This window comes from Vreelandella glaciei (genome assembly GCF_013415125.1).
GTDB lineage: Bacteria > Pseudomonadota > Gammaproteobacteria > Pseudomonadales > Halomonadaceae > Vreelandella > Vreelandella glaciei.
The window spans coordinates 53,977-79,212 of the sequence record NZ_JACCDE010000011.1; the positions used below are offsets into that span (position 1 = coordinate 53,977).

A 25,236-nucleotide genomic window follows, 5' to 3' on the forward strand; every position below is an offset into this window, starting at 1 on the left:
AGCGCTATTACGCCGTTAGTCGTGCGTTACACCTGTAACGTCGTTTACAACTAGACGTGACAGGTGTACGCCTTGTGCGACGCCTAATAGATATCTGCTTTTTTAGAATTGTTTATATTTTTCAGATGCTTGTGGTTTATATGAAATGATTGGCACGGCGGGTGCTTAGAGTTGGGTGTCTCAACAGCAATTTAACAATAACAAACGATGGAGTACTCGCTATGTCCGAAATATCGGCACAAACCCAGCAAACCGCCACGGCTATTGTCCAAGGGTGGCTGAGTGATTTTGATAAAGCGCTGCAAGGCCAGGATATTCAGCGTGTTTTGTCGCTATTTAATGAGGAGTGTTACTGGCGCGACTTTGTAACCTTTACCTGGAATTTAAAAACCTGTGAGGGAAAAGACGCTATTCAGGCCATGCTCAATGCCACCCTGGAGAACGTGCGTCCTTCGAACTGGCAGCTAGAAGGCGAAGCTGCCCAGAACGGCGACACCAGTGAGGCGTGGTTTACCTTTGAGACAGCGGTCGCCAGCGGCAAAGGCTACTTGCGCCTTAAAGACGGCAAATGTTGGACGCTGTTAACCACCATGCAGTCACTGCACGACTTTCCCGAGCCGCGTAACCACAACCGCCCAAAAGGGGCCGAGCACGGGGCCAATAAGCAGCGTGAAACCTGGTTAGAGTCACAGGAGCGCGAAGAGGCAGAGCTTGGCTACACGCAGCAGCCGTATTGCGTTGTTATTGGCGGCGGCCAGGGCGGTATTGGTTTGGGCGCGCGGCTGAAGCAGATGGGCGTGCCGACCATTATTATCGAGCGCAACGAGCGAGCCGGTGACTCCTGGCGCAAGCGCTATAAATCTCTCTGCCTGCACGACCCGGTGTGGTACGACCACCTACCCTATATTCCCTTCCCGGAGAACTGGCCGGTGTTTGCACCGAAAGACAAGGTGGGCGATTGGCTGGAAATGTACACAAAGGTGATGGAGCTCAATTATTGGAGCTCCACTGAGTGTCAGAATGCACGCTATGACGACGCCGCAGGCGAGTGGGTGGTTAACGTTAAGCGCAACGGCGAAGAGATCACGCTACGCCCGAAACAGCTGGTAATGGCCACCGGGATGTCGGGTATGCCCAATGTGCCGACATTTCCCGGCGCGGAAAGCTTTGCAGGTGAGCAGCAGCACTCTAGCCAGCACCCAGGGCCGGATGCTTATGCGGGTAAAAAGTGTGTGATTGTGGGCTCGAATAACTCGGCCCATGATATTGCCGCGGCACTCTGGGAGCACGATGCCGATGTGACCATGCTGCAGCGTTCATCCACCCATATCGTGAAGTCGGACTCTTTGATGGAGGAAGTGCTGGGGCCGCTCTACTCCGAAGAGGCCGTGGCCAATGGCTTAACCCACGAGAAGGCTGATCTGATTTTTGCCTCGATCCCCTACAAGGTGCTGCCGGACTTTCAGCGTCCGGCGTTTGAGGCAATCAAACAGCGCGACGCCGAGTTCTATCAGAAGCTGGAAGACGCAGGCTTTCTACTCGACTTCGGTGATGATGAGTCTGGGTTGTTCTTGAAGTACCTGCGCCGGGGCTCGGGTTACTACATCGATGTGGGCGCCTGTGATCTGGTCGCCAGTGGCGATATAAAACTGCGCAGCGGCGTAGGGATCGAGCGTATCAACCCTCACTCCATCACACTCACCGATGGCAGCGAGCTAGAAGCAGATTTGATCGTCTACGCCACCGGTTATGGCTCCATGAATGGCTGGGCGGCGCGGCTTATCTCCCAGGAAGTGGCGGATAAAGTGGGCAAGTGCTGGGGCTTGGGCTCTGACACCACCAAAGACCCCGGCCCTTGGGAGGGCGAGCTGCGCAATATGTGGAAACCTACCCAGCAGGAGGCGCTGTGGTTCCACGGCGGCAACCTGCACCAGTCGCGGCACTACTCACACTATTTAGCGCTGCAGTTAAAGGCACGCATGGAGGGGCTGGAAACGCCTGTCTATGGGCTGCAGCCGGTTCACCACACGTCTTAACAAGGAAGGGTAACCCATGAGTCAGTCCATCAGTCAGCAAACGATGCAGGCCGCGGTTTGGTATGCAGCAAAAGATTTACGCGTTGAGCAAGTGCCGGTTCCCACTATCAGCGACTCCCATGAAGTGAAGGTGAAAGTGGCTGCCTGTGGTATTTGCGGCAGTGATTTACATGAGTATGCTGCCGGGCCGATTTTTATTCCGGTAGGTAAGCCGCACCCGATCAGTGGCGAGCAGGCGCCGATCATCATGGGCCATGAGTTCGCTGGGGAAGTGGTCGAGGTCGGCGAGAAAGTCACGCGGGTGAAGGTAGGCGACCGCGTGGCCATTGAGCCGATTCTCTCACCCAATAAGGATGGCGCCTACTTAATGGAGCGCTATAACTTAACACCGCTATTGGGCTTTCATGGCCTCTCTGGCGGGGGCGGTGGCTTTTCGGAGTTCACCGTCATGGGTGAACATATGGTGCATAAGCTGCCGGATGATCTTAGCTACGAGCAAGGCGCGCTGGTCGAGCCTGCGGCGGTAGCGTTGCATGCGGTGCGCCAAAGCTGCCTGAAAGCGGGGGATAGCGCGGTAGTATTTGGCGCTGGGCCGATTGGCTTGATGACGATTGAGGCTCTCAAGGCCGCAGGCGCTGCTCAAATATATGCCGTTGAGGTCGCGCCTTCACGGAAAGCCAAAGCCGAAGCGTTAGGGGCTATTGTGGTTGACCCGCAACAGGAGGATGCGGTTGCGAAGCTACAAGTCTTGAGTGGTGGCGGGGTAGACGTGGCGTTTGAAGTCACTGGCATTCCTGCCGTGCTGAATCAGGCGCTGCATAGCACCCACGAAGGGGGTGAAGTGGTGGTGGTGAGTATTTGGGAAGGAGAGGCCAGCTTTCAGCCTAACGACCTAGTCATCCAAGAGCGCACCATGAAGGGCATTATTGCCTATCGCCATGTTTACCCCGCGGTAATGGCACTGATGCAGCGAGGCTACTTCCGCGCCGAGGACATGGTGACCCAGCGTATTCCACTGGCGGATATCGTGGAGGAGGGCTTTGAGGCGCTGCTAAACGACAAAGCCCAAGTGAAAATTATCGTGACACCCTAGCCACTATCTTGAGGATTTTTAAGCGCTAACGAACTCACATGATTCTTTGTGATGCACAAAGGCTGAAAATTGCGCAATGGTGGTGCACTTTATTTGTTGCAGTGCGAGAAAGATCAATGCGAATCAAGTGGTATTATATTAAGCTGTTGTTTTATGGTTATTTTTTAAAAAGTGGCACGCAGATCGCAATATATATGGCAAAGGGTGATTGAATAGAGAGGCACCATTCACTATCTAGCTTCTCTGCCTTCTTCATCCACGTTGTTACCACCTGGTAGCAACACACCGAGTGAGCTGGCGTGCTCCACCTGGGTCCCCTTCGGGGGACTTTTTTTATGCCTGTATTTTATGTCTTAGTTTCATGTTTGAGCTTTATGACCGAGTTTTATAAATAGAAAAACTATCAGGGCGCACTTTCTTATAACAATATTTCACAAGACATTTGGAAACAGTGTTCGTATACTACACTCTGTATAGGAAAGTTGGATAGCAACTACCGCAATCCGCAAGCGCAAGGAACTGCGCGCTGCATAGAGGACGACCCTTATGAGTAATATGAAACTGATTTCTGCTGCTGTAATCGCTGCCGGTTTCGCACTGGCAAGCCAAGCGGCTCTCGCTTATAACGCTGGCGATGTATTCGTTCGTGGTGGTGTTGCCCAAACGGATACGGGGTCAGGTAATGGCAATCTGAATGGTGATTCACTGAACGTGCAGAGCGCTCGCGGCTTCACCTTTGGTGCAGGTTACCTGTTTACTGATAAGGTTGGCGTTGAACTCAACAGCTCTGAGAAGTTCGAGCACGATCTGAACACCTCTGCTTTAGGCGATGTGGGTAGTGTTGATCGTCTGCCTGTTAATCTACTTGTGAATTACTACCCGATGGGTGGCTTGGATTCACGTGTACAGCCTTACGTTGGTGCTGGCCTTAACTACACACGCTTCTCTGGCGAGCCGAGTGGTGTGAACGTTGATGAAAGCTACGGCGCTATTGGGCAAGTAGGGGTTGATCTGGCCGTGACTGATAATATTATGCTCAATGGTTACGCAAGCTACGCTGACGTGAACGCAGATATCAACGTCGGTGGTGAAGTTGACATCGAACCCGTCACCATTGGCGGTGGTGTTACTTACCGCTTCTAAGCTTTGCCTAGATTTTAGCTTTGCTAAGCCTTCTGAAATAGCACTACGCCCGGCTTTGAGCCGGGCGTAGTGCGTTGTAGAGAGGCGATTAGCAAGACGATGCAAAAAAAGTTATAGAGGGCTTATGGCGTTAAGTTATCAAAACCGCTCTCTGTCACTGCTACGTTATCTTCGATACGAATACCGCCACAGGATGAGAGTTGGTCGACCAGCCGCCAGTTAACGGGCAGTGAGGTGTTGCGCAACGGGTCGAGCAGCATGGCGATAAAATAGAGCCCGGGTTCAATGGTAACGACCATGCCAGGGCGCAGAGTGCGCGTAAGCCGTAGCGCTGGGTGCTGCTCTGGCGCAGGGGCGGGTGTCCCATCCGAGTGACGTAACCCGGCAACATCATGCACTTGAAGGCCCAGCGAGTGGCCCAGTCCATGAGGGCAGAATAGCCGCGTAACGCCCTCGGCAACCGCTTGATCTGCGGTGCCTTTGAATAGACCGTGGGCCACCAATATCTCAGCTAGCTGTTGATGCATTTGCTCATGTAGGGCAATAAAGCTAACGCCTGGTGCAACGCCTTTCACAAGCTCATCTTTTAAATCATGCATAGCTGTGACCAGTTCGCCAAACGCAACGGGTGCATCGGGGCCAGCGTAGGCGCGAGTAATATCAGCGCAGTAACCCCGAAAGCGACGACCCGCATCTACTAGCAGGCTGTAACGCCGTTTAGGCGCGTTCAGGTCGTAATGCTGGTAATGCAATACACCCGCGTGCTGATTTAAGCCGATGATGTTTTGGTAAGGTACGTTCGATTCGCGCTGACGACTGGCACCTAAGTAAGCCAATTGAATATCCAATTCACCGGAGGCGCCAATAAACGCTGCTTGCGCTGCTTGATGGCCCGCTATCGCTAGGCGGTTGGCTTCACGGATACAGGCGATCTCATAAGGCGTTTTAAATAGCCGTAATTCATTCAGTGAATTCACCAGCTGCTCAGGCTGACGTTCGGCTTGCATCGTCTGCTGATGACTGGCTGCGAGTTGGTCAGTATCACCGATAATGGCAGCATTACCGATCAAGGGTGGCGTGATTTTGTCGCTGCAAAAGTGAACATCGAAGGCGGCCACCCAAGGCTCTTCGGGAAGATGAGTGGGTAAATGCCAAAAATCGGCGGGCGCATACAAGTAGAGCTGTGGGCGCTTTTCTGGCTGAATAATCAGCCAGCTATGCTGTACATCGGCTAAGCCCACCCAGTGCATGAAATGGCCGTAAGTCTGAAAGGGGGGCGTATGATCATCAGCAAAATGCACGCTGGCATGACCACTGTAAATCGCTAGGCTATCAAATCCATGTTCGCTCAACATCGGCGCATAGGCACGCTGAAGGTGGGCTATGTGATCGAGTTGCAAGTTAAAAAGAGTGCTCGACATGCAAACCGTGTCCTTTCTCAAGTAAGCTTTCTCAAAGACGGCTTCAAGTGCGTGGAGTGGCGAGTTCACTCCAGAAACCGTCGAGTTCAGCGTGGTGGTGGCTTTGATGGCGATAGAGCCGTAGTTCCATAGGCACATCCCAACGGCTATCGCCTGCTCTTACCAGCTTACCTTGAGCAAGCTCTGCGGCCACGTTGCGCTCAGGCAACCAGCTCATGCCGTAGCCAAGCAGCACCAGCTCTTTAATACCCGCCGCGTAGAGGTTTTCGCTCTGCGCCGTTAAGTAAGTGCTCTGTGGCAACCTAGCCAAATGGGCTTTAACCGCTGAGCCAAGCAAGCCGCGCTTTGGGTAAGCAAGCCACGGTGCTGGCTGATGGCGCGACCCTGGTAGCAACGCACAGGGCTCTCCCTCTGCATTTAACCCAGTCACCGGTATTAATCTTTCATGACCGATGACCCGGTAGGTGCAGGCACTGGTATCAATATCCAGATCGCAGCGCCCAATCGGCCAGTAGCAGATGGCAAGGTCGCACTCGGCCCGCGCTAACGCTTGAAAATAGTCGTTAGCGACCCAGCCGGTAGCCCGCAAATAGGGCTGTACGCGGTCTTGCCAGCCTGTAGAGGCAAGCCATTCAGGCAAAAAATGCGGCAACAGGCTCTGCGGCGCCGCCACCATAATACGCCGCTGCTGACCAGCATTGATTTCACGCACTCGGTCTCGCGTAAGCCGCACTCGCTCGGTCACCTGTTCACACAGGGTTAAAAACTCCTCACCAGCGGGCGTGAGCGAGAGGGGTAGTGTTTGACGATTAATCAGCGTTACGCCCATCTCCTCTTCAAGCAACTTAATTCGCCGGGAGAAGGTGGGCTGGGTAACGTGTTGATCATCTGCTGCGCGGGAGAAGTGCCGCGTTCTGGCCAGGGCAATAAAATCTTCTAGCCAGCGAATTTCCATGCTCTACCTCTCAGCGCCTTGGCTCGCTGTATTTTAACGGGGAGCCTACTCATAGGCGTCCCTCTTCAACAGCGTGGCATGCGACACGGGTTCCGTCATCCTGTGTTTGCAAAAGGGGAATCTCTTGCTTACAGCGTGAATTGGCATGCGGGCAGCGGCCATGAAACACGCAGCCGCTGGGCAAATTAACCGGGGTCGGCACTTCACCGGATAGGCGAATATGCTGAGGGCGGTCATCCTTTAAGCGTGGGATCGCCGAGAGCAGCGCCTGAGTGTAAGGATGGCGCGGCTTTTCAAACAGCGTGGCCGTCGTGGCAATTTCACACACTGTACCCAAGTACATCACCGCCACACGGGTGCCAAAATGCTCGACCACGGCTAAATCGTGAGTGATGAACAGGTAGGTCAGGTTGCGCTCTTGCTGAGCTTCCATTAGCAGGTTGAGCACCTGGGCTTGAATCGAGACGTCGAGGGCAGAAATAGGCTCATCGGCGACGATGAATTCAGGGTCCACGGCCAGGGCACGGGCAATCGCGATACGCTGACGTTGACCACCCGAGAACTCGTGGCCAAAACGCTTGCCCCAGTCGGGATCGATACCCACTGAGTGCATTACTTCTTCAACCTTTTCGAGGATTTTTGGCCGCTTCCAGTCAGGGTGGTGCAGGCGCAGCGGTTCTTCCAGGGTTTGCTGAATGGTCATGCGTGGGTTGAGCGATGCATAAGGGTTCTGGAAAATCATCTGCATCCGCTTGCGATACGGCAGTAACTGACGCGAGCTTAAATTATCGATACGTTGGCCATCGTAGCGAATCTCGCCTTCAGAGGGTGTCAAAAGCCCCATCACCGTACGCGCTACGGTGGACTTACCGCAGCCGGATTCGCCCACTACACACAGTGCTTCTCCGCGTTTGATGTCCAGATTTACGCCGTTAATAGCATGAACATACTCTTGATGCCGCACCAGCTTGCCGCCTTTAAAGCGCAGCTGATCAAGGAAATCACCCGAGAGAGAGAAGCGCTTTTTCAAATCGCGGATCTGCAGCAACGAATCAGCACTCTCTTCGTTCTGACGAGGAGTAGGCATAGGGTTTTCCGTCATGGCCTCAGCGTGCGCACTCATGAGGTTTCCTCCTTCAAACGGCGATCTTCAAGCATTTCAGCCACCATATGGCACGCCACGCGGCAATTGCCGGACTCGACAAATTCGGGCACTTGCTGGGTGCAGGCGGGGCGGGGCTGGCCATCGGCGCGATTGATAAAATCGCAGCGCGGGTGAAACGCGCAGCCGCTTGGCAGGTTAGAAAGCGATGGCATACTGCCACGAATCTGATTGAGCTTTTCACCCGGCGTTGCCATCTGCGGCAAGGCGTTGATTAGCCCTTGGGTATAGGGATGTTGCGGATCATTAATGATTTCCCGTGTCGGCCCTTGCTCAATCACCCGGCCCGCGTACATCACCAGCATGCGTTGGGTGACCTGGCTGACCACGCCCAGGTCGTGGGTAATGAGAATCAGGCCTACGTTGTGCTGTTCACAAAGATCCAGCAGCAGCGCCATGATTTCGGCCTGTATCGTTACATCAAGCGCCGTAGTGGGCTCGTCGGCGATAATAATATCGGGGTCGAGCAGCAGCGCAATGGCGATAATAATCCGCTGACGCATACCACCGGATAGCTCGTGAGGATACTGATCCAAACGCGTTTCCGGTGAGGGAATTTGCACCTGTTGCAGCTTATCCAAGGCAATCGCGCGGGCTTCTTTGGAGGAAATACGCCGGTGCGCTTTCAAACACTCAACCATTTGCTCGCCAATGGAGAGCACCGGGTTGAGCGTCATCATTGGGTCTTGGAAGATCATCGAGATGCGATTGCCGCGCACTTTGCGCAGGCCGCGCTCAGACATATGGTTGAGCACTTGGCCGTCAAAGTTGACGGTGCCGCCCGCAATAAAGCCTGGCTTGGAAATTAAGTTAAGCAACGAAAAAGCCGCGACAGATTTACCTGCGCCAGATTCACCGACAATGCCCAAACGCTCACCGCGCTCAAGGCTGAAACTAATGTCCCGCAAGGCGTGGACTTCACCCTGGCGCAGCGCAAAGCGGACATCAAGATTATTGACTTCAAGTAGTGCCATGGTGTCCTCAGCCTTTGTAAAGTCGTGGGTTCATGACATCGCGCAGCCAGTCACCGAGTAGATTGATCGACAGCACCAGCACGACAAGTACCGCACCAGGAATTAAGGTGATCCACCAGGAGCCGGACTGAATATAGTCAAAGCCTGATTTAATCAACGAGCCTAATGAGGGGTGTGTTTCCGGCATCCCCAGGCCCAGAAACGACAGTGCCGCTTCTGAAATAATCGCGTTGGCAATCTGTACGGTCGAGATAACGAAGATCGGCGACATGGTGTTGGGCAGCACGTGGCGGAACATAATGCGCTTGCTGCGCAGGCCCATTACACGGGCGGCGTCCACGTACTCTTTGTTTTTCTCTGCCAGCACCGAGGCGCGTACGGTGCGGGCATACTGCGGCCATTCGGCCAGTCCGATAATCAGGATCAGCATCATCACTGCGTATTGGCTATAGAAGGCGCTGCCCATGGTCGCTTTGACCAAAGCGCCTACTACGATAGCGACCATTAGCGTCGAGAAGGAGAGCTGAATATCCGCCAGCCGCATCAAAATGGTGTCGACACGCCCGCCAAGATAGCCCGCCATCAGGCCGAAAGTGACCCCTAGCAGCGCTTGCAAAATGACCGCGCCAAAGCCGATCAGTAGCGAGACGCGTGTGCCGTACAGCACAATTGACCATAAATCACGGCCTTGGGCATCGGTGCCCAAGGCATAGCGATCATCGGCGCCGTCAATCCAGAAGGGCGGCAGTTCAGATGACATGATGTCAATCTGAGCAAGGTCGTAAGGATTGGTTGGCGCTATTAGCGGTGAGGCAAAGGCAGCGATAACCATGCAAATAAACACGGCCAGGCAGAGCTGGGCGGTGCGGTCACGCTTGAAGCTGTACCACATATAGGAGTCGCGCACGCGCTCCCAGCGGCCGGGTGAAGCGCTCGCTTGTGAAGAATTACTTGTGGTGCTCATGCGGGCTTCCCAGTCAGTTTAACGGTGGGGTTCACCAGACCGTAGATCAGATCCACAATCGTATTGGTGACGACAAAAATAACGCCGACAATCATCAGGTAGGTCACGATTAGCGGAATATCAGCGCGGTTGATCGCATCCAAAAACATCAGACCCATGCCCGGCCATTGGAAAACGGTCTCGGTTAAAATGGTGTAAGCCACCATGGTGCCAATCTGTACACCGCCCACGGTAATCACCGGTAGCATGGTGTTTTTAAGCGCGTGAACAAAATACACGCGGCGCATAGAGATACCCTTGGCGCGGGCGTACTTAACGTACTCCGACTGCAGGACTTCCATCATTTCGGCGCGGATAAGGCGAATAAAAAGCGGCAGCATGATAGAGGCCAATGAGACGGCCGGTAATACTAGATGCTGTAAGCCGTTCCAGGTGGCTAAATTGGTATCCCAATTACCCACCACATTCACCAGATCATAACCACGGCCAAAGGAGGGCATATTGCCTTCGGTAGAGAAAAAAGCGTTTAGCCAAGCGCCCCAGCCGGTGCTTTCTGGGAATAGCGTCACGGTAACGCCAATCGCGAAAATTTGAATAAGCACGATCGCGGTAAGAAACACGGGGATTGAAATACCGATGATTGATACACCCATGAATAGTCGCGAAATCGGCGATCGTGGTTTGATCGCGCTGTAGACCCCGATAGGTACTGAAAACAGTACAATTATCAGTGTCGCCGCAAATACCAGCTCCAGGGTGGCGGGTAAGTGGCGAGCAATGACTTCTAAGGCCGGTTCGCGGTAAAAATACGAGTAGCCAAAATCACCTTGAACGGCATTTCTAGCAAAGCGCGCGTATTGCACCAGAAAGGGGTCATTCAGGCCTAAACGCTCACGAATTTCTTCGCGTTCGCTTTCTGGCACTGACTGGCCGACCATCTGCTGTACGGGGTCACCCAGGTTGTCCTGAATGGCGAAGGCCAGCACGCTGATGACAAACATCACCAAAATCGCGTGCATCAGCCGCTTGATTAAAAAGGCAATCATGGCGTACGCCACCTATGTGAAGGATTCATCAAAGAAAGTAGGGGCATGGTTATTCAAAGTGCTTGCAGGTTCGAGCCGCCAAACAAAAGGCTTCGCTCCCTAACCGCTTAGGGAGCGAAGCATACAGGCAGTTAATATTGCAGTGACTCTTTTGGCGCTATGCAATTAATAAGCGATGGAAAAGATTAGTCGTCGCTGCTTTTAACGACCAAGTCACCCAGGTAAGGGAAGTCGATAGCGTTCACCACCGGCTCAACCTCAACACCATCCGCCGCGGCGTAGGCAAGGTTCTGCCAGTGCAGCATGATGAAACCGACGTCTTCGTAAAGCATGGCTTCGGCTTCACGCAGCATTTCGTTGCGTTTTTCCAGATCCGTTTCGCTATCCGCTTCGGTTACTAGTGCATCAATCTCTTCGTTGCAGTAACTGCCGTAGTTGTACTGACCCGCGCCGGTTTCTTCATCGATACAGAAGGTGAGGTACTGGAAGAAGTTAGCGCTGTCTTCCGTATCGGCGTGCCAGCCGATCATTGCCATATCGGATTCACGGGTATCGTACTCAGGCCAGTACTGGGCAAGCGGCATGGTGCGTAGATCAACTTTAATGTTGATTTGCGCCAGCATGTTGGCCACTGCCTGGGCGATCTGGGCATCGTTCACGTAGCGGTTGTTGGGGGCGATCATTTCAACGCTGAAGCCCTCTTCATATCCCGCTTCTGCCATTAGCTCTTTGGCGCGTTCGATATCGTAGCGTGGCGTTAAATCAGGGTTGTGGCCTGAGTAACCCTCTGGCGAGAACTGCCCAGCCGGGTTAGCAAACCCACGCATCAAACGGTCAGCAATGCCTTCCTGATTAATAGCCAGATCAACCGCTTGGCGAACGCGGGCATCTTGGAAGGCTTCTACGCGCTCTTCGTTCATTTGGAAGCCAATGATGCGGGTACCGTCGATCTCAATCAGATTGACGCCATCTGCTTCACGAACACGGTCTAAATCGTTAGGCGGAACGGCATCAATAAAGTCAACGCCGCCAGAAAGCAGTGCCGCAACGCGAGAGGCGTTTTCAGCGATAGGCGTCATGACGATGTTGGATACGTTGCCTTCGCTCTCAGTGTCCCAGTAATCTTCGAAACGTTCGAAATCAACCCGAACGCCTTGGCGACGGTCAGTCACAATGAACGGGCCAGTGCCTGAAACGTTGCGTGAAGCGAAGGAGTTGCCCGCTTTGACGATTTCAGCTTTGTCGCTACCGTCGTCGGTTTCACCCGTATAGAACTCGCTATCCAACGGGAAGATGTACGTAGCAAGGTTGAGCAACAGTGGGTAGGGTTCAGTGGTAACGATCTCAACGGTGTAGTCGTCAACCGCTTCGGCACTGGCAACCGGTTCAAAAATAGCGCGGTAATCAGGGCTCTCTTTCAGGCGTTCAATAGTCCATACCACATCTTTAGCGGTGAATTCGTTACCAGAGTGGAAGGTAACGCCTTCGCGCAGTGTCATGCGCATAGTGGTTTCGTCTACTTGTTCCCACTCGGTGGCTAAGCGCGGCTCAAACTGGAAGTCTTTGGTCCAGCGTACGAGCGGATCGAACGCGAGGTGAGAGAAACGCAGCACGCCACCCGAGAGTTGTTCATGTAAATCGAGCGTTTCAGGGTCGGCAGAGTAACCAATACGAAGGGTTTCAGCACTTGCCGTCATCGGCAGCAATGTCGTACCTGCAACCACTGCACCAATAACAGAAGCCAGTAGGGTTTTCTTGAACGTCATAATTGTTCCCTTGGGTCATTGTTTATTGTTCGTTTTACAGATGCTTTCCCTCGCTAAAGAGCGGAAATACCCGTAAAACAGACACGGTCAGCTTGTAAGCTATCTTAAGAACATAGGCTAACAACATAGAGACTGCCTGTTGCGTCATACAATCGAAATAATGACAGGCATCATTCATCTGCTACATGACGTGGCTAGGAGCGGCACATTGCGTGTCTGTGATTAGACGAAAGTAGTAAGAGAAAAGTTAAGCCCGAATAGGCGGAGAAGCCGTATGTGGAAAAAAATCGTCGTGGCAGCCATGGCTTGGTACCTTCCCACCTTCGCTGTCGCCGTTGAATCAACGCCTGACTCCAATGCAGAGCAGGGCTCTGAGCATGATTTACCACACAGCTCGGAAACGGCGGCTCAGATTAAAGGCTCGTTAGATGGTGAGTTACGCGAATGGTTTATTTTGAGCCATGGCAATGACTCAAATGCGTCATTTATTGAGTCAGGTGACCATATCACTATCGATATCACAGGGTTTGTTGATGATGAGGCCTGGGAGACTCAAGAAGCGCTGTCTATTAGCCTGACGATAAGCGGCGAAGGGCAGCTGGTCAGTGCCGTGGTATTACACCCGCTGGGGGACTCGACCTCACCGCCGCTCTACACTTCTGAAGGTGGCGATGTAGAGGTAACGCTGACGCACTATGAGTGGGCGAGTCAACGAGTTCACGTGGCTGGCAAGATACAGGGCGTGCTGGCGCTACAAATACAGCTAGATGAGCCTCCGAGTCAGGAAGAAACCATTGAGATTGATGTGGCGTTTGATGTGGAGGCGCAAAAAATCGAGTTTTGATACCCGAAACCTACATCTGCCTGTTTCGGGTAATACATGACGGTATAGCGTCTTTAGTTAGTCAAACTGCTTATGTAACCAAGCATTGATTGTGTCAGATTCGTACATCCACTCTTCCCGGCCATCGTCATGGATAATTCTGAGGCAGGGCACTTTAACTTTCCCCCCGCCCTCCAAGAGCGCCTGCTTATGGTCAGGGTCAAGCTGGACATCGCGCAGTTCAATGTTCAATCCCAGCCGCGCTATCTCTTTGCGTACCTTGATGCAAAACGGGCAGGTGCGGAATTGATACAGGGCCAGCCGCTGGCATGTCTGATCAATAGTGGCTTGCTCTTCAGGCGAGCGTTCAACTGACTTAGGCGTAGAGAGCTTTTCAGAAATCAGCATAAACGGGGCAAGCACTAAGCGAACGCCACGAAAAAAATAGCGAATTAAAATGCGCATCTAATGGCTCCTTTTGCTGATGGTTAGGCTTATATCAGCGTGCCGAGTGGTAAGAGAGTGATCGTTAACATTGATAAACAGTGGCCGCATCCTGCAACAACTGAAAGGATTTGTCACTTGAAGGGTGTTTTGAACCCGTTAATCACAGTTTATAGCGATGAGTAGATGAGCAAATTGAGTCAGCATGCTAGGCTATTTGGCTATTTTTACGCCATATTTTGGCTTTTTAATTAAACGTCTTTGCGAATAGTTTATTGGCGAATAACGGGGCGAATGCCATGCATCTGCATATTATTGGTATCTGCGGCACCTTTATGGGAAGCCTGGCGCTGCTGGCGCGTGAGTTGGGTCATCAGGTAAGTGGCTCTGACCAGCATGTATACCCGCCCATGAGTACCCAACTTGCTGAAGCGGGTATTGTTTTGAAAGAGGGTTACCACGCGGATCACCTCTCGCTAGCACCGGGCATTGCGCCCGACCTTGTGATAGTCGGTAACGCGATGTCACGCGGTAATGAAGAGGTGGAAGCACTGCTTAATAGTGGCCTGCCATATACCTCCGGCGCGCAGTGGTTGGCAGAGCACGTATTGCCTGGTCGACGAGTGATTGCGGTAGCAGGCACCCATGGAAAGACGACCACTGCGAGTATATTGGCGTGGTTATTGGAAAGCGGCGGATTAACCCCAGGGTTTTTGATCGGCGGTGTACCGCGTAATTTTGGTGTCTCGGCGCGTTTAGGCGATCCGCGGGCACCGTTTGTAGTCGAAGCTGACGAGTACGACACGGCCTTCTTCGATAAGCGGTCCAAGTTCGTTCATTACCGGCCGCATATCGCGATACTCAATAACCTTGAGTTTGATCATGCGGATATATTCCCTGATCTGGCCGCGATTGAGCGCCAGTTCCATCATTTAGTGCGTACCGTGCCCAGCCAAGGCCTACTCTTAGTGGCTGATGAGCAGCCTGCTCTTGAACGTGTGCTTGCCCAGGGCGCTTGGACCCCGGTCGCCCATTTTGGTGACCAAGCCACGAGTGAGTGGCAGCTTACCCTTGAGCGTGACGATGCTAGCCGTTTCCAGGTGCTTCATTGTGGTGGCGAGCCTGGCCAGGATCAAAACGGCCAAGACGAAGATGGTGTCGTTGAATGGGCGCTTACCGGTGAGCATAATGCCCGCAATGCGTTGGCAGCGTTGGCGGCAGCCAACGTGTGTGGGGTTGATTTAGTCCGTGGTTGTGCGGCGCTGGCGCGTTTTGAAACCCCTAGAAGGCGGCAGGAAGTGCGCGGTGAAATCAATGGTATTCAGGTCATTGATGATTTTGCCCACCACCCCACGGCGATTGCCGCCACGCTTAAAGGGTTACGCGCGGCGACCACCAAGGGGCGACTGCTGGCGGTCATTGAGCCGCGCTCCAACACGATGCGCTTGGGCGCACTGCGCGAACGTTTGATCGAGAGCGTGGCTGACGCTGATAGCGTGTTTTGGTTTCAGCCCGTTGGGCTGGATTGGTCAATGGAGGAGCTGGTAGCCAGTCAGGGGGCGCGTGCGCAACTGCATAATGACATTGATAAATTGGTGACAGCGGTGGTCACGCAAGCGTCACCATTGGACCGTATTGTAGTGATGTCTAATGGTGGTTTTGAGGGCGTGCATGAGCGCTTGCTGGCCGCTTTGACGACTGCCCAAAAAGCCGCCGCCAGCGAGGGGCATGTGTGACCAATCAAACTGAATCGCTATTTAAAAAGCCCATTACCGTCGCACTTACCGGTGCCTCTGGGGCGCAGTACGGATTACGTCTGATTGATGTGCTGGTCGCAGCGGGGCATGAAGTGTGGGTGATGATTTCCAAAGCTGCACACATGGTGATTGCCACCGAAACGGATATCGAACTGCCCGCGCAGCCTCAGCGGTTAGCTCAGGCGTTAAGTGAGCGCAGTGGTGCCCAGCCGGGGCAGATTCGTTGCTTCGGCCGCGAAGACTGGATGGCGCCAGTGGCTTCAGGCTCCGGTGCGCCATCGGCAATGGTGGTGTGCCCGTGCTCAACGGGGACACTTTCGGCCGTTGCGACGGGAGCAAGCAATAATCTGATCGAGCGGGCGGCCGATGTCGCGATTAAGGAGCGCCGTACGCTGGTGTTAGTGCCTCGTGAAAGCCCGTTTTCCCCTATTCATCTTGAGCACATGTTGGCATTAAGCCGCTTGGGCGTGGTTATCTTGCCAGCGGCGCCAGGGTTTTATCATCGCCCACAAAGTATTGAGGATCTAATCGATTTTATTGTGGCGCGTATCCTAAACCAGTTGGGAATCGAGCATTCGCTGGTGCCTCGCTGGGGTGAGGTGGAAAGCACTGCTAACCCCTCATTAACTAAGGATAACTAATCTATGATGTCGTGGGCGACGCTCTCGGTTTTTGTACCAACGTTTTTGTTTGTCTCGCTTACCCCCGGCATGTGTATGACGCTCGCCATGGTGCTGGGCATGACCCAAGGCGTTAAGCGTACGCTGTGGATGATGATTGGCGAGCTGCTCGGCGTCGGCTTGGTAGCGGCAGCGGCGGGTGCTGGGGTGGCGGCGCTAATGTTACGCCAGCCAGAGCTGTTTGTGCTGTTCAAATGGGTGGGCGGCGCCTATTTAGGCTATTTGGGCATTATGATGTGGCGTTCCCGCGGACGAATGGCAATACCTAGCGAGTTGGATGCTGGCCCACCAGCCAGTCGGCTACAGCTAGCGACGCAAGGCTTTGTGACCGCGGTAGCAAACCCCAAGGGGTGGGCGTTTTTTATGGTGCTGCTGCCGCCTTTTTTAGACAGTAACCGCCCATTGCCAGGCCAGCTCAGCTTGCTGATTGCGGTTATTTTAACCATCGAGTTCGCTAGCATGCTGGTCTACGCCACTGGGGGTAAAACGCTACGTAATGTGCTCGGCAAGAGCGGCAATGTGCGCTTACTGAACCGTATCGCTGGCACGTTGATGATAGGGGTTGGGCTCTGGCTTGCTCTTGGCTGATCAAAACGGTGTTAGTGCTTTAAACCGGCGGCAAAAAACCGACGCGGGCGCTGAGAAGTACCAGCGATGCCACGCTGAGTAGAGGCCAGGGGCATGGCTGCAGGCTTGGCCGAGGCTGCTGCTGCCAATGCAGCAGGGTCAGTGCGCAGACAACTAAGCCTAACAGTGCGCCCCCCACCAAGTCGCTAAACCAGTGCACACCCACCACCAGTCTCGATAATGCCATAGGCAGTGCAAGCGCAAGTGCACACCAATAGGCTAAAAAGCGCTTATGGCGAGGCATTTCGGCTGCTATAAACGCTGCTGTCAGACCAAATAGCACCACAGCGGTGGATGTATGCGCGCTTGGGTAGGAAAAAGAGCCCATCAGGTAGTCCGGTGTGTCAGGGCGGGCGCGTCCAAACAACCCTTTGCCAATAATGTTAAGCAATGCGACCCCTGCAAAGGCACCGCCCCAGTGCCGTAGGGCGTCCCAGCGTTTGCCTAACAGTAACCACGCCGCCCACGGCAGGGCGAACGCGATAATGCCAAAGGTGTCGCCAATTTTCGCAAAAATATTCCCTACGCTGTAAGCAATATCGCCGTGCAGCCCTGTAAACAGCCGATGAATAAAAATATCCATATCCAGTGGGCCGTTTTCACCGATAACCATTAGCGTCCAGCCCGAGAGGCTACCAAGTGCTATGACTAACAGCAGCAGGGAGGCTAATGGGACATCTCCAGATTGGCTCATTGCTAGCCAGGGACGCCGTAGCAGTGGCAGCCGGCGAGCAGTACCGGCAATCATCCGGTAAAGTCGCCCATTCCGTGTGGCTTGATGGCGGCCCCATGAAAAAATAACCGCGAGAGCGACAATAATAACGGCCAGCACCAGTAACGCGGCTTCAAGGCCTGGGGGTAGATTCAAATGGTGCTGCCAAGTGCGGCCAAGTAAGTAGCCGGGCAGAATATAAGCAGGTGCCCACAGCGCCGCCGAGGTTAGGTTGGCCCAAATAAACGTGCGCGGCGGCATCTGCATCATGCCTGCCACCAGGGGAATAATGGGTCTCACCGGGCCTACAAAGCGGCCGATAAAAACCGACCATATACCGTAGCGCTCAAAGAAGCGTGACCCTCTTCCCAGCCACTCGGGATGCTGAGACAGTGGCCAACGCTGGGTAACTTGCTCGCGATGCCTGTAGCCGAGCAAAAAGCTGATGCCGTCACCTATAACAGCTCCTATAAAGGCGGCAACGATCAGCCATGCCAAGGTAATATCCTGATGTCCCGCCATAGAAGCCGCTGAGGTAATTAACACCACGCCCGGTACGAGCAAGCCCACCAGCGCAAGCGATTCCACTAATGAAATGACCAGCACCAAGCAAAGTAGTAGTAGGGGCGATGGCGTTAATGAGTGGAGCATATCGGCTAGCGGCACATACTTCTCCGGCGATAAATGAGGGGGGCTAACAATAAATTAAACGTTGGCGAGTGACGTGCCGCGTGCTTCCAGGCGCTTTAAATAGCGCTCGAAGCTTTCTGCCCGACTGGGTAAGCAGGCCGCAATACGCGCTTCAAGCTGGCCAGTTTCCACCAGCACGCGCTCAGAAAGAGCTCGCTGTAAGCGCTCGCGAACCAATAGTGCGCCGCTTTCACTGGTGTCTGGCAGAACCAGCCAAAACGTAGCGTTATCGGCGCGGCCCAGGACATCATGGTCACGGCAGTGGCTATTCACTTCGCTACATAGTGCGCCTAATAGAGCCGTTCGGGCGCGATGGCCAAATTGCTCTGCGGCCATATCCAGCTGTGGCAAGTGCACTACTAGCACCGCTAGCTGTTGATTGAGCATGGCCGCACGCTGAAATTCGCTATTTAAGCGCTCTTTCAGTGTATCAATGTGATAGGCGTTGCAGTCGCTATCGTTTGGGTCGGTAGCCCGAAGCAAAGCACGGCGACGGGCGTGTTCCCAACGAGGTAGCGCAAGGAGTAACGTTAAGGCGGCATAGCCGACAATAATCGCGGGTGGCGCAGCGGCGACGGAGGGAAGCAGCCACCATAAGGGGCCAATAGCGATATTGATCAGTAACGCAGCCCACAACGGTAACAATAAAAAAGTGGCGGTAACGGGCAGGCCAAGCCAAATGGGCGATGCCCCAGGGTGGTAGTAAAAAGCGCTAAGTACCACCGAGTAAGTGCAACAAAGCAATATGATGCGTGGCAGATAGCTTTTCAGTCCTTGCCCGATATGCATGAGTAGCGCTGACATGAGCAGCAGGATCATAAAGGTAGGAATAAGCAGGTCGCGGTAGTCGCCCATGGCATATAGCCAAAGGGCATAGCCGACCATCAGCGCAACACTAGCGGCGTAGGCAAGCGTCATTAATCGCTTGGGAATTTGGTGTTCAATCATATCGTCTCCCGCACCCGCTCATCCGGTAACTTACTCATCTCAAACACCGATAGCGTGCTCGGTTCGATATCAATTAACTTAAGGTATTCACTGGTGATGTTGTCGGGGAGGTCTGCAAGTAGCAAGCTGCGTCGTTGGGCGGCCTCTTTTGGTGAGCGCGCCAAAATCAAAGTGACCAGCGCCGTGCTGCTTAAACGGTATACGTTCTCGAAATCATGCGTTAATTCACAAAGTTTTTGTGCTGCTGGCCAAAGTTGATGACGTTTGACGTGCAGTATAAATACTTCTGCATGAATGCCTTCACGCTCACAGCGCGTTTGTTCGCGGGTAATGTCGCGCAGTAGTTGTTCACCCGCCCATAAATTGAGCCCTGGAATCAAGCGTAAGCGTTGGCGAATAGAGCCGTTCATATCAATAAGCTGCTGTGCTCTGGAGAGGGCCAGCAAGCCAAGCACCAGCAAGCAACAGAGCAACAGGATAAATTCAGGCTTTTCCAGCTGGGGAGCCACCATGACAGAGCTAACCAATGCGGCGCTGAGATTAAATGCCGCCACCCAATTATTTTGTGGCAGCATCAGCATGGCGGCACAGGCCCAAATCAAAATGCTGTGCCGTTCAGGAGCCGCCGCAATTAACGCGACCAGCAGCGCGCCCGGTACAAGCTGCCACGGCAATCCTCGCGAACGTCGGTGACTGAAGTCGAGCATTAAAGCGGTAATACATAGCCAGCCGACTGAAAGCCACAGTACGAGTGCTGCAGCGGGCGGCGTAGCGGGCGTCCATAGTGCCAAAACAATGGCTGCCGCTAAAAGATTGGCACGTAGTAGGCGTATTTTGTACTTGCTTTGCATGGTGACTTATTATTCGTCCTGAATAACCAGAAATATCTGAGCAAGTGGGTGAGCGTATTTATGAACAGCGTACGCGACACATATTAGCGCCTTAATCATCCTCAGTATAACGTCGAAATGGCGTAACATAAGCACAAACATGAAAGCGGCTGAGCGCTTACGTCAGCCAATGACTATGAGTAGATTGGTTTCTTAGCCATTGCACACGTTACCCTGGTACTGTTTGGGGCACTATTCACCTTAGCACGCGGGAGACAGTATGAGCGTTTCAACACCGTTCCAAGAAGAGGCCCATCAGCACTTGTCTGCCGGAGATGTGCCCGCCTATGTCAAAGCCTTAGGTCAGGCAGCACGCCGCGCAGCAGGCGAGCTTCGCCGGGCAGATACGGGATTGAAAAATCGTGCTCTGATGGCAATGGCGCAGCGTATGGCAGAAGCGCGTGATCGTATTCTAGAAGCCAATGCTGAGGATTTACAACGTGGCCGTCAGAACGGATTGGATAGCGCGCTGTTGGACCGCTTAGCCCTCAGCGATTCACGTGTTGATGCCATGATCGAGGGGTTAAACCAAGTGGCGAGCTTGCCGGATCCTGTGGGCGAAATGAGTGATATGCGCTATCGGCCCAGTGGTATACAAGTTGGAAAAATGCGCGTGCCATTGGGCGTTATCGGCATTATTTATGAGTCGCGCCCTAATGTGACGCTGGAAGCTGCCAGCTTATGTCTTAAGTCGGGGAATGCCTGTATTTTACGTGGCGGTTCTGAAGCCAGTGAGTCTAATGCTGCTATCAGTGCCTGTATTCAAGCAGGGCTTGCTGATGTAGGTCTGCCAGCCGGTAGCGTTCAGGTGGTAGCGACCACGGATCGTGCGGCCGTGGGCACTATGATTAGCATGCCAGAATATGTTGATGTCATTATCCCGCGCGGTGGAAAGTCGTTGATTGAACGTATTACCCGTGAGTCGCGCGTACCGGTCATCAAGCATCTTGACGGTGTTTGTCATGTTTATATCGATACCACCGCTGACCCTGCCAAAGCGTTAGCTATCGCCGTCAATGCGAAAACACACCGCTACGGTACCTGTAATACGATGGAAACCTTACTGGTCGATGCGCCGATTGCTGAGCTGCTATTGCCTGAGCTAGCCCGTGCCTATGCCGAACATCAGGTCGAACTGCGTGGCTGCCAACGTACCCGGGCGCTGCTGCCACAGGCCGTGGCGGCAGAGGAAGCGGATTGGTATGCCGAGTATTTGGCGCCGGTGCTGGCCATTAAGGTCGTTGATGGTATTGATGAAGCAATGGCGCATATTGAGCAGTACGGCTCCCACCATACCGATGCGATTGTGACCCAAGATTATTCACTTGCCCGACGTTTTATGGCGGAAGTCGATTCCAGCTCGGTGATCGTTAACGCTTCTACTCGCTTTGCCGACGGTTTTGAATATGGCCTGGGCGCTGAAATTGGGATTTCGACTGACAAACTGCACGCTCGAGGGCCGGTCGGTTTGGAGGGGTTAACGACCCAGAAATATGTGGTATTCGGTGATGGCCAGGTGCGTGAGTAAGGTGGTGGTATGAGTCAGTGTGTGCAACGTATCGGTATGTTAGGCGGCACTTTTGACCCCGTTCATTTGGGCCATTTGCGTAGTGCCGTTGAGCTGCATGAAGCGCTTTCACTTGATCGACTACACATGATCCCGGCTCAACAGCCGCCATTACGTGGTCAGCCTCAAGTGCCCGCACACCAGCGGTTGGCGCTATTAAAAGCGGGCATTGGCGATACGCTAGGCTTGGTAGCGGATGATCGCGAACTTCAGCGCGCAGGGCCTTCCTATAGCGCTGATACGCTTGCTGAACTGCGCGCAGAGTATGGCGAGCAGGCGCGGTTGATAATGGCTATCGGTTTCGATGCCTTTTTGCGACTGGCCCAATGGTATCAACCGGCGCGTATATTTGATTTTGCTCATCTCGTCGTCATTGCTCGTCCTGGGTATAGCGATTCGTTGCCACCGTCATTAATGGAACTGGTAGAGCATCGCGCAGTCGATAGCGTAGATACACTGATGCAGCAGCCGTGTGGAGGCTACTTATCCCTAGAGCTGCCGTCGCTGATGGCCATTTCGGCGACCTATATTCGCCAACGCCTTGAAGCGGGTAAAAGCGTGCGCTATTTAGTGCCACCTGCCGTTGAACAGGCTATTGCACACCATGGACTTTACCAACAGTGTGAATAGCGCTGGCAGTCATCAAATAAGCCGTTACAATGGCCGGCTTTATTGACCGATTACCCCATGAGGTTGTCTTTAGGAGTCATGCACATCGATACATTGAAAAATCTAGCGGTTGACGCGTTAGAAGAACTGAAAGCACGCGACATAACGCAGTTGGATGTCGCCAAATTAACCGAGGTCACCGACCTCATGTTGATAGCCAGCGGTACGTCGACCCGTCATGTCGCCGCTTTGGCACAAAATGTAGTGGAAAAAGCCAAGGCTGCAGGGCTTGGGCCGTTGGGCGTCGAAGGTGGCGATAACGCTGATTGGGTACTGGTTGATCTGGGCGACGTAGTGGTTCACGTCATGATGCCTGAAGCGCGTACTCTCTATGACTTAGAGCGACTGTGGGCAGATCTACCGAGTGATTCAGGTGCAATTGGTGAATCGCTTGAGCGTTTCCAAGAGCGAGCCAGCATGTCATGAAGATCCGGCTGTTGGCGGTGGGAAGCAAAATGCCTGGGTGGGTAGAAGAGGGCGTGGAGACTTACCGTAAGCGGCTGCCGAGAGATTTCAATCTCGAGATCGAAGAAATTACCCTCGGCCAACGTGGCAAAAATGCAGATATCGCAAAAGCGCGCGCCCAGGAGGCGCAGCGTATTCGCGATAAGTTGCGTGGCGACGAATACGTGGTAGCACTGGAAGTGAAAGGTAAACCATGGACCACCGAGCAGCTGGCACAAGAAGCTGACGCTTGGCGCATGGCTGGGCGGGATATTGCTTTACTTGTAGGTGGGCCAGACGGGCTTGAGCCTTCGCTCTCAGCCGCGGCCGACAAAACCTGGTCAATCTCTCCACTGACGCTGCCACATCCACTGGTACGAATTATGTTGGCCGAGCAACTCTACCGTGCCTGGACACTATTAGTGGGTCACCCTTATCACCGTTAACGGCTGAATGGTAAGCCATTACTGTTTGTGCCCTGTTGCGCCCTTTGTTTGATTTGAGAGTCTTCGTTGCCATGCTCAAGCGCCCCAACACGCTAAAAAACTCCGAGCAAGAACTGCGTATTTTTCGTGTTAGAGCGCTGCTCGCCGTGTTGGTGGTGTTGACCCTTGCCTGCTTGCTAACGGGGCGGCTAATTTATTTACAGATCGTCCAGCACGATATGTATAGCACGCGCTCTGAAAATAACCGGGTTCGCGTCGAACCGCTGCCGCCTAATCGGGGGTTAATCTATGATCGTAATGGCGTACTGTTAGCCGAAAACCGTCCCACCTATAACCTGACCCTCGTCCGCGAGCGCGTCGATAATCTGGATGAAACGCTGGCGCTGCTGGTAGAGCTTCTTGAGCTACCTGAAGAAGAGATTGAGGCGTTTAACGTGCGTTCACGCCAGCGTCAAAGACCTTTCCAGCCAGCGTTGCTTACCAGTGATCTAAGCGAAGACCAAATTGCCCGTTTGGCAGTTAACCGCCACCGACTGCCAGGGGTGGAGATAGAGGCACAGCCGCTGCGGTTTTATCCTGATGCCGAAATAATGGCCCATGCGTTAGGTTACGTTGGCCGTATTAATGTTGAAGAGATGGAAACGCTGGATGCAGGACGTTACGCGGGTACTCACTTTATCGGTAAAACCGGTATTGAACGTTTTTACGAAGAAGAGCTTCATGGTGAGGCGGGTTTACGCAAAGTGGAAACGAACGCCCGCGGAAGAGTATTACGAGAGCTAGGGCGCACTGACCCGGTACCCGGCGAGAATTTAACATTAACGCTGGATAAGTCACTCCAGATGCTAGCTTATGAATTGTTAGATGGTCGTCGCGGCTCTATCGTGGCTATCGCGCCAGCCACAGGTGAGATTCTTGCTATGGTGTCGACACCGGGGTTCGACAGTAATCAGTTTGTCACTGGCATTGATGTGGCTTCTTATCGCGGTTTGCAGGAGGATCTCGATTTACCGCTCTTTAATCGCGCTACCCGTGGTCACTATCCCCCCGGCTCGACCATCAAGCCTTTTCTGGCACTGGCCGGTCTGGTAGAGGGGGTTATTACCCCCGATAGCACCATTAATGACCCCGGCTATTACCAGTTACCCAATGATTCTCGTCGTTACCGTAACTGGTTGCGCTGGGGACATGGGCGAGTGGATATGGAACGCTCACTGGCGGTTTCCAATAATACTTACTACTACACCCTAGCCCATGATTTGGGTATCGATAATCTTCATAAGCAGATGAGTAATTTTGGCTTTGGTCAGCGTGTCGCCCATGACGTGCAAGGAGAAAGCGGCGCCTTAATGCCTTCGCGTGACTGGAAACGAGGCCGCTTTAATCAGCCCTGGTATCCCGGTGAGACCCTTTCCGTGGGGATTGGGCAAGGCTACTGGCAGGTGACGCCTTTGCAGTTAGCCAGTGCCACTGCAACACTGGCCAATCGCGGCCACTGGGTGAAGCCGCGTTTGGCACGTCGGATTGGCGATACCCCCGTCCCCCTCGACCTGCCCGATACCTTGGATGACATTCAGTTAGCCAATGATAACTGGTGGAATCGAGTATTCAGCGGTATGGAAAAGGTGATTAGTGGCACCGAAGGGACAGCGCGTCGAACTGGAGTGGGCCTTGAGTATCGCATGGGCGGTAAGTCAGGCACGGCACAGGTGTTTTCGCTGGGCCAGGACCAACGCTATAACGCTGATGAATTAGCGGAGCGGCTGCGTGATCACGCGCTGTTTATCGCTTTTGCGCCAATTGAAAACCCCAAGATTGCGGTCTCCGTTATTGTTGAAAATGCAGGCGGTGGCAGTACACACGCGGCTCATTTGGCGCGTGCTATGACGGATGCCTGGTTACTTGAGGATGAAGCGCCGGACGTAGAAGAAGTACGCGAAGTGTTAGAGGAAGATAACGCCAATGTGGAGGGTAACTAA

At 53.6% G+C, this 25,236-nt stretch carries 23 protein-coding genes; 12 read left to right on the forward strand and 11 right to left on the reverse strand.

The window, feature by feature from the left end; translation table 11 throughout:
• Positions 1-221: 221 nt before the first annotated feature.
• The 3 genes from HZS80_RS09220 (at position 222) to HZS80_RS09230 (ending at position 4,272) form a co-directional block, all read left to right on the forward strand.
• On the forward strand, positions 222-2,036 hold the full coding sequence (locus HZS80_RS09220; protein WP_179915884.1) for an NAD(P)/FAD-dependent oxidoreductase: 1,815 nt from the start codon (positions 222-224) through the stop codon (positions 2,034-2,036).
• Positions 2,037-2,052: 16 nt separating this feature from the next.
• A complete protein-coding gene (locus tag HZS80_RS09225) occupies positions 2,053-3,129 on the forward strand; it encodes a 2,3-butanediol dehydrogenase (protein WP_281372579.1) in 1,077 nt (358 codons plus the stop codon).
• A 546-nt stretch (positions 3,130-3,675) separates the two neighbouring features.
• On the forward strand, positions 3,676-4,272 hold the full coding sequence (locus tag HZS80_RS09230; RefSeq protein WP_008956408.1) for an OmpW/AlkL family protein: 597 nt from the start codon (positions 3,676-3,678) through the stop codon (positions 4,270-4,272).
• A 122-nt stretch (positions 4,273-4,394) separates the two neighbouring features.
• On the opposite strand, the gene pepQ is transcribed toward HZS80_RS09230, so the two are convergent.
• The 7 genes from pepQ to HZS80_RS09265 all read right to left on the reverse strand — a co-directional run bounded on the left by pepQ (position 4,395) and on the right by HZS80_RS09265 (position 12,560).
• Entirely contained in the window at positions 4,395-5,693 is a 1,299-nt protein-coding gene (gene pepQ, locus HZS80_RS09235) for a Xaa-Pro dipeptidase (protein ID WP_179915885.1), read from the reverse strand.
• A 43-nt stretch (positions 5,694-5,736) separates the two neighbouring features.
• Positions 5,737-6,648, reverse strand: coding sequence for a LysR family transcriptional regulator (locus tag HZS80_RS09240; RefSeq protein WP_179915886.1), 912 nt, complete (start codon positions 6,646-6,648; stop codon positions 5,737-5,739).
• Between the two features lie 49 nt (positions 6,649-6,697).
• The gene (locus HZS80_RS09245) at positions 6,698-7,771 is read right to left on the reverse strand and encodes an ABC transporter ATP-binding protein (protein WP_374730571.1); all 1,074 of its coding nucleotides are present in this window, start codon (positions 7,769-7,771) and stop codon (positions 6,698-6,700) included.
• Positions 7,768-8,784, reverse strand: coding sequence for an ABC transporter ATP-binding protein (locus HZS80_RS09250; RefSeq protein ID WP_179915887.1), 1,017 nt, complete (start codon positions 8,782-8,784; stop codon positions 7,768-7,770). Before HZS80_RS09250 ends, HZS80_RS09245 begins: the two co-directional genes overlap by 4 nt.
• A 7-nt stretch (positions 8,785-8,791) precedes the next feature.
• Positions 8,792-9,748 carry an ABC transporter permease gene (locus tag HZS80_RS09255; protein WP_179915888.1) on the reverse strand — a complete coding sequence of 319 codons (957 nt, stop codon included), beginning with the start codon at positions 9,746-9,748 and terminating at the stop codon, positions 8,792-8,794.
• Complete coding sequence (locus HZS80_RS09260; RefSeq protein WP_179915889.1) at positions 9,745-10,794, reverse strand: ABC transporter permease; 1,050 nt, start codon at positions 10,792-10,794, stop codon at positions 9,745-9,747. The genes HZS80_RS09255 and HZS80_RS09260 overlap by 4 nt, the downstream gene beginning before the upstream one ends.
• Positions 10,795-10,979: 185 nt before the next feature.
• The gene (locus HZS80_RS09265; RefSeq protein ID WP_179915890.1) at positions 10,980-12,560 is read right to left on the reverse strand and encodes an ABC transporter substrate-binding protein; all 1,581 of its coding nucleotides are present in this window, start codon (positions 12,558-12,560) and stop codon (positions 10,980-10,982) included.
• A gap of 274 nt (positions 12,561-12,834) precedes the next feature.
• On the opposite strand from HZS80_RS09265, the gene HZS80_RS09270 reads away from it, so the two are divergent.
• Positions 12,835-13,404 carry a hypothetical protein gene (locus HZS80_RS09270; RefSeq protein WP_179915891.1) on the forward strand — a complete coding sequence of 190 codons (570 nt, stop codon included), beginning with the start codon at positions 12,835-12,837 and terminating at the stop codon, positions 13,402-13,404.
• A gap of 57 nt (positions 13,405-13,461) precedes the next feature.
• Here the strand turns inward: HZS80_RS09270 and HZS80_RS09275 are convergent, their stop codons facing one another.
• Entirely contained in the window at positions 13,462-13,848 is a 387-nt protein-coding gene (locus tag HZS80_RS09275; protein WP_179915892.1) for a glutaredoxin family protein, read from the reverse strand.
• 278 nt (positions 13,849-14,126) lie between these two features.
• On the opposite strand from HZS80_RS09275, the gene mpl reads away from it, so the two are divergent.
• Genes mpl through HZS80_RS09290 form a run of 3 tightly spaced genes read left to right on the forward strand, consistent with a single transcriptional unit; the run spans position 14,127 to position 16,852 of the window.
• Entirely contained in the window at positions 14,127-15,563 is a 1,437-nt protein-coding gene (gene mpl / locus HZS80_RS09280; protein WP_179915893.1) for a UDP-N-acetylmuramate:L-alanyl-gamma-D-glutamyl-meso-diaminopimelate ligase, read from the forward strand.
• Positions 15,560-16,225, forward strand: coding sequence for a flavin prenyltransferase UbiX (locus tag HZS80_RS09285; protein ID WP_179915894.1), 666 nt, complete (start codon positions 15,560-15,562; stop codon positions 16,223-16,225). The genes mpl and HZS80_RS09285 overlap by 4 nt, the downstream gene beginning before the upstream one ends.
• A gap of 3 nt (positions 16,226-16,228) precedes the next feature.
• Entirely contained in the window at positions 16,229-16,852 is a 624-nt protein-coding gene (locus HZS80_RS09290; protein ID WP_179915895.1) for a LysE family translocator, read from the forward strand.
• Positions 16,853-16,871: 19 nt separating this feature from the next.
• Here HZS80_RS09290 and HZS80_RS09295 read toward each other — a convergent pair whose 3' ends face one another.
• From HZS80_RS09295 to HZS80_RS09305, 3 genes are read right to left on the reverse strand one after another with little or no spacing between them, the layout of a single operon-like run.
• On the reverse strand, positions 16,872-18,269 hold the full coding sequence (locus HZS80_RS09295; protein ID WP_179915896.1) for a bifunctional DedA family/phosphatase PAP2 family protein: 1,398 nt from the start codon (positions 18,267-18,269) through the stop codon (positions 16,872-16,874).
• Between the two features lie 39 nt (positions 18,270-18,308).
• On the reverse strand, positions 18,309-19,241 hold the full coding sequence (locus HZS80_RS09300) for a diguanylate cyclase domain-containing protein (RefSeq protein WP_179915897.1): 933 nt from the start codon (positions 19,239-19,241) through the stop codon (positions 18,309-18,311).
• Positions 19,238-20,092 carry a hypothetical protein gene (locus HZS80_RS09305; protein WP_179915898.1) on the reverse strand — a complete coding sequence of 285 codons (855 nt, stop codon included), beginning with the start codon at positions 20,090-20,092 and terminating at the stop codon, positions 19,238-19,240. Before HZS80_RS09305 ends, HZS80_RS09300 begins: the two co-directional genes overlap by 4 nt.
• 259 nt (positions 20,093-20,351) lie before the next feature.
• On the opposite strand from HZS80_RS09305, the gene HZS80_RS09310 reads away from it, so the two are divergent.
• The 5 genes from HZS80_RS09310 to mrdA all read left to right on the forward strand — a co-directional run bounded on the left by HZS80_RS09310 (position 20,352) and on the right by mrdA (position 25,236).
• Positions 20,352-21,659 carry a glutamate-5-semialdehyde dehydrogenase gene (locus HZS80_RS09310; protein WP_179915899.1) on the forward strand — a complete coding sequence of 436 codons (1,308 nt, stop codon included), beginning with the start codon at positions 20,352-20,354 and terminating at the stop codon, positions 21,657-21,659.
• 9 nt (positions 21,660-21,668) lie between these two features.
• The gene (gene nadD / locus HZS80_RS09315; RefSeq protein ID WP_179915900.1) at positions 21,669-22,328 is read left to right on the forward strand and encodes a nicotinate-nucleotide adenylyltransferase; all 660 of its coding nucleotides are present in this window, start codon (positions 21,669-21,671) and stop codon (positions 22,326-22,328) included.
• A gap of 78 nt (positions 22,329-22,406) precedes the next feature.
• Positions 22,407-22,793: a ribosome silencing factor gene (rsfS, locus tag HZS80_RS09320; protein WP_179915901.1), complete on the forward strand. Its 387-nt coding sequence runs from the start codon at positions 22,407-22,409 to the stop codon at positions 22,791-22,793.
• A complete protein-coding gene (gene rlmH / locus HZS80_RS09325; protein WP_008956613.1) occupies positions 22,790-23,257 on the forward strand; it encodes a 23S rRNA (pseudouridine(1915)-N(3))-methyltransferase RlmH in 468 nt (155 codons plus the stop codon). The genes rsfS and rlmH overlap by 4 nt, the downstream gene beginning before the upstream one ends.
• 71 nt (positions 23,258-23,328) lie before the next feature.
• Positions 23,329-25,236 (forward strand): penicillin-binding protein 2, encoded by a 1,908-nt coding sequence (gene mrdA / locus HZS80_RS09330; RefSeq protein WP_179915902.1) that lies wholly within the window; start codon positions 23,329-23,331, stop codon positions 25,234-25,236.

Excerpts from the sequence above, each read along its gene's own strand:
- HZS80_RS09220 (WP_179915884.1), top strand. The coding sequence starts at position 222 with ATGTCCGAAATATCGGCACAAACCCAGCAAACCGCCACGGCTATTGTC.
- HZS80_RS09225 (WP_281372579.1), top strand. The coding sequence starts at position 2,053 with ATGAGTCAGTCCATCAGTCAGCAAACGATGCAGGCCGCGGTTTGGTAT.
- HZS80_RS09230 (WP_008956408.1), top strand. The coding sequence starts at position 3,676 with ATGAGTAATATGAAACTGATTTCTGCTGCTGTAATCGCTGCCGGTTTC.
- pepQ (WP_179915885.1), bottom strand. The coding sequence starts at position 5,693 with ATGTCGAGCACTCTTTTTAACTTGCAACTCGATCACATAGCCCACCTT.
- HZS80_RS09240 (WP_179915886.1), bottom strand. The coding sequence starts at position 6,648 with ATGGAAATTCGCTGGCTAGAAGATTTTATTGCCCTGGCCAGAACGCGG.
- HZS80_RS09245 (WP_374730571.1), bottom strand. The coding sequence starts at position 7,771 with ATGAGTGCGCACGCTGAGGCCATGACGGAAAACCCTATGCCTACTCCT.
- HZS80_RS09250 (WP_179915887.1), bottom strand. The coding sequence starts at position 8,784 with ATGGCACTACTTGAAGTCAATAATCTTGATGTCCGCTTTGCGCTGCGC.
- HZS80_RS09255 (WP_179915888.1), bottom strand. The coding sequence starts at position 9,748 with ATGAGCACCACAAGTAATTCTTCACAAGCGAGCGCTTCACCCGGCCGC.
- HZS80_RS09260 (WP_179915889.1), bottom strand. The coding sequence starts at position 10,794 with ATGATTGCCTTTTTAATCAAGCGGCTGATGCACGCGATTTTGGTGATG.
- HZS80_RS09265 (WP_179915890.1), bottom strand. The coding sequence starts at position 12,560 with ATGACGTTCAAGAAAACCCTACTGGCTTCTGTTATTGGTGCAGTGGTT.
- HZS80_RS09270 (WP_179915891.1), top strand. The coding sequence starts at position 12,835 with ATGTGGAAAAAAATCGTCGTGGCAGCCATGGCTTGGTACCTTCCCACC.
- HZS80_RS09275 (WP_179915892.1), bottom strand. The coding sequence starts at position 13,848 with ATGCGCATTTTAATTCGCTATTTTTTTCGTGGCGTTCGCTTAGTGCTT.
- mpl (WP_179915893.1), top strand. The coding sequence starts at position 14,127 with ATGCATCTGCATATTATTGGTATCTGCGGCACCTTTATGGGAAGCCTG.
- HZS80_RS09290 (WP_179915895.1), top strand. The coding sequence starts at position 16,229 with ATGATGTCGTGGGCGACGCTCTCGGTTTTTGTACCAACGTTTTTGTTT.
- HZS80_RS09300 (WP_179915897.1), bottom strand. The coding sequence starts at position 19,241 with ATGATTGAACACCAAATTCCCAAGCGATTAATGACGCTTGCCTACGCC.
- HZS80_RS09305 (WP_179915898.1), bottom strand. The coding sequence starts at position 20,092 with ATGCAAAGCAAGTACAAAATACGCCTACTACGTGCCAATCTTTTAGCG.
- HZS80_RS09310 (WP_179915899.1), top strand. The coding sequence starts at position 20,352 with ATGAGCGTTTCAACACCGTTCCAAGAAGAGGCCCATCAGCACTTGTCT.
- nadD (WP_179915900.1), top strand. The coding sequence starts at position 21,669 with ATGAGTCAGTGTGTGCAACGTATCGGTATGTTAGGCGGCACTTTTGAC.
- rsfS (WP_179915901.1), top strand. The coding sequence starts at position 22,407 with ATGCACATCGATACATTGAAAAATCTAGCGGTTGACGCGTTAGAAGAA.
- rlmH (WP_008956613.1), top strand. The coding sequence starts at position 22,790 with ATGAAGATCCGGCTGTTGGCGGTGGGAAGCAAAATGCCTGGGTGGGTA.
- mrdA (WP_179915902.1), top strand. The coding sequence starts at position 23,329 with ATGCTCAAGCGCCCCAACACGCTAAAAAACTCCGAGCAAGAACTGCGT.